Source organism: Massilia phosphatilytica (assembly GCF_977014125.1).
This window is the reverse complement of sequence record NZ_CDRNIL010000080.1, coordinates 1-2,339: the sequence shown is the minus strand read 5'-3', so window position 1 is coordinate 2,339 and position 2,339 is coordinate 1. Positions and strand designations below refer to the sequence as shown.

The 2,339-nt window shown below is 65.6% G+C and carries 1 protein-coding gene and 5 pseudogenes; 1 reads left to right on the top strand and 5 read right to left on the bottom strand.

Annotation, left to right across the window (positions count from 1 at the left end; translation table 11 throughout):
• Window positions 1–16: 16 nt before the first annotated feature.
• The 5 genes and pseudogenes from ACWNCF_RS02815 to ACWNCF_RS02795 form a co-directional block, all read right to left on the bottom strand.
• Complete coding sequence (locus tag ACWNCF_RS02815; RefSeq protein WP_449405934.1) at window positions 17–157, bottom strand: hypothetical protein; 141 nt, start codon at window positions 155–157, stop codon at window positions 17–19.
• A gap of 52 nt (window positions 158–209) precedes the next feature.
• Window positions 210–266, bottom strand: a pseudogene (locus tag ACWNCF_RS02810) (hypothetical protein); the annotation flags it as partial.
• Window positions 267–348: 82 nt separating this feature from the next.
• Window positions 349–1,283: pseudogene (locus ACWNCF_RS02805) on the bottom strand (NAD(P)(+) transhydrogenase (Re/Si-specific) subunit beta); the annotation flags it as partial.
• 77 nt (window positions 1,284–1,360) lie between these two features.
• Window positions 1,361–1,517: pseudogene (locus tag ACWNCF_RS02800) on the bottom strand (NAD(P)(+) transhydrogenase (Re/Si-specific) subunit beta); the annotation flags it as partial.
• Window positions 1,504–1,774: pseudogene (locus ACWNCF_RS02795) on the bottom strand (proton-translocating transhydrogenase family protein); the annotation flags it as partial. The pseudogenes ACWNCF_RS02800 and ACWNCF_RS02795, both read right to left, overlap by 14 nt.
• Here ACWNCF_RS02795 and ACWNCF_RS02790 point away from each other — a divergent pair.
• Window positions 1,770–2,312: pseudogene (locus tag ACWNCF_RS02790) on the top strand (NAD(P)(+) transhydrogenase (Re/Si-specific) subunit beta); the annotation flags it as partial. The pseudogenes ACWNCF_RS02795 and ACWNCF_RS02790 overlap by 5 nt on opposite strands.
• Window positions 2,313–2,339: the final 27 nt, after the last annotated feature.

Sequence of the window (2,339 nt, the reverse complement as noted above, 5' to 3'; positions counted from 1 at the left end):
TGTTAACGTACTTCGTTCAGTTACGTATTGCTAAGGTTAAAACGGAGGAGTTAGTTGGATGATCCAGCACCTCCATCGACTCGATCACCTTCTTCGCATCGCCGAACACCATCATCGTGTTGGGCTGATAAACGAGATCGTTGTCCAGCCCCGGCATACCCGGACGCCATCGACCGCTTGTTGACGATGATGCTCTTGGCCTTATACGCCTCGAGGATCGGCATCCCCGCGATCGGCGATTTCGGGTCCTTGGCCGCCGGGTTCACGACGTCGTTGGCGCCCAGCACCGAGCACGACGTCCGTCTGCCCGAACTCGCCGTTGATGTCTTCCATCTCCGCCACCTGGTCGTACGGCACCTCGGCTTCCGCGAGCAGCACGTTCATGTGGCCCGGCATGCGGCCCGCCACCGGGTGGATCGCGTAGCGCACCTGCACGCCGTGCGCGGTGAGCTTGTCGACCAGTTCCTTCACCGTGTGCTGGGCGCGCGCCACCGCCAGGCCGTAGCCCGGCACGATGATCACGGATTCCGCGTTCTGCAGGATGAACGCCGCGTCTTCCGGCGAGCCCGATTTCACCGGACGCTGCTCCTTGGCGCCGCCCGCGTCGGCCGCCGCGGCCTCGCCGCCGAAGCCGCCCAGGATCACGTTGAAGAACGAGCGGTTCATCGCCTTGCACATGATGTACGAGAGGATCGCGCCGCTGATCCGACCAGTGAGCCGGCGATGATCAGCATCGAATTGTTCAGCGAGAAGCCGATGCCGGCCGCCGCCCAGCCCGAGTACGCAGTTCAGCATCGACACGACGACCGGCATGTCCGCGCCGCCGATCGGGATAATGATCAACACGCCCAGCACGAACGACAGCACGGCCATCACGATGTACGGGGTCCATGCGGGCGCCGCGCCATTCGAGAAGCAGAACACGAGGCCGAGGCCGACGATGGCGATGGCCACGAGCAGGTTGATCATGTGCTGGCCCGGATAGCGCACGGGCGCACCCTGGAACAGGCGGAATTTATATTTGCCGGCCAGCTTGCCGAACGCGATCACGGAACCGGAGAACGTCACCGCGCCGACGAACGTGCCGATGAACAGTTCGAGGCGGTTGCCGAACGGGAGCCCTGCGCCGCGCGCGGCGATGTTGAACGCCCACGGCTCGGACCACGGCCGCCATGGCGATGCACACGGCCGCGAGGCCGATCAGCGAGTGCATCGCCGCGACCAGTTCCGGCATCTTGGTCATCTCGACCCGCCTGCGCCGCGATCGCGCCGGCCGTGCCGCCGATCGAGCACGCCGACGCAGCACGAGGTAAGACCCATGCCGTCCTGTGCCAGCATCGGCTGCCTCGAGCTTGTAGCATCAGGCCGACCGTCGTGACGATCGGCCAGGCCCATGCCGCGTCATGCCGAACAGCGTTGCCGCGTGCGCGACGTGGTGCGGGCGACGACGAGGCCCTTGAGCGCCTGGATGAAGCACACCGAGGCGACCAGGTACAGCGGACGTCAACCACGTTCATGCTCGATCAGGTTCATGCCGGCCTCCTCGGCACGGACAGCCCCGGCGGCGGCGTCTGCGGCCGGCTTCGCGGCCTTCGGTTCCTTCTTCTTGAACATCTCCAGCATGCGCTGCGTGACGAGGAAGCCGCCGAACACGTTCACGGCGGCCAGCGCCACGGCGATCGTCCCGGCGTCTGGCCGGTCAGGCTTCCGTCAGGCCGGCCGCCAGCATGGCGCCGACGATCACGATGGCCGAGACGGCGTTGGTCACCGCCAAGGCGCAGCGTCCGGTGAAATCGGGCTCGCCGGAAGACGCGGCGTTCATCCTGCAGAACGCGGAATCCGTGATCATCGTGCCGGGCTACGGCCTGGCGGTGGCGCGCGCCCAGCACACGGTGAAGGAGCTGGTCGACAAGCTCACCGCGCACGGCGTGCAGGTGCGCTACGCGGATCCACCCGGTGGCGGGCCGCATGCCGGGCCACATGAACGTGCTGCTCGCGGAAGCCGAGGTGCCGTACGACCAGGTGGCGGAGATGGAAGACATCAACGGCGAGTTCGGGCAGACGGACGTCGTGCTCGTGCTGGGCGCGAACGACGTCGTGAACCCGGCGGCCAAGGACCCGAAGTCGCCGATCGCGGGGATGCCGATCCTCGAGGCGTACAAGGCCAAGAGCATCATCGTCAACAAGCGGTCGATGGCGTCCGGGCTATGCCGGCCTGGACAACAGACCTCTTCTACCGGCCCAACACGATGATGGTGTTCGGCGATGCGGAGGGTGATCGAGTCGATGGAGGTGCTGGATCATCCAACTAACTCCTCCGTTTTAACCTTCACAATCGT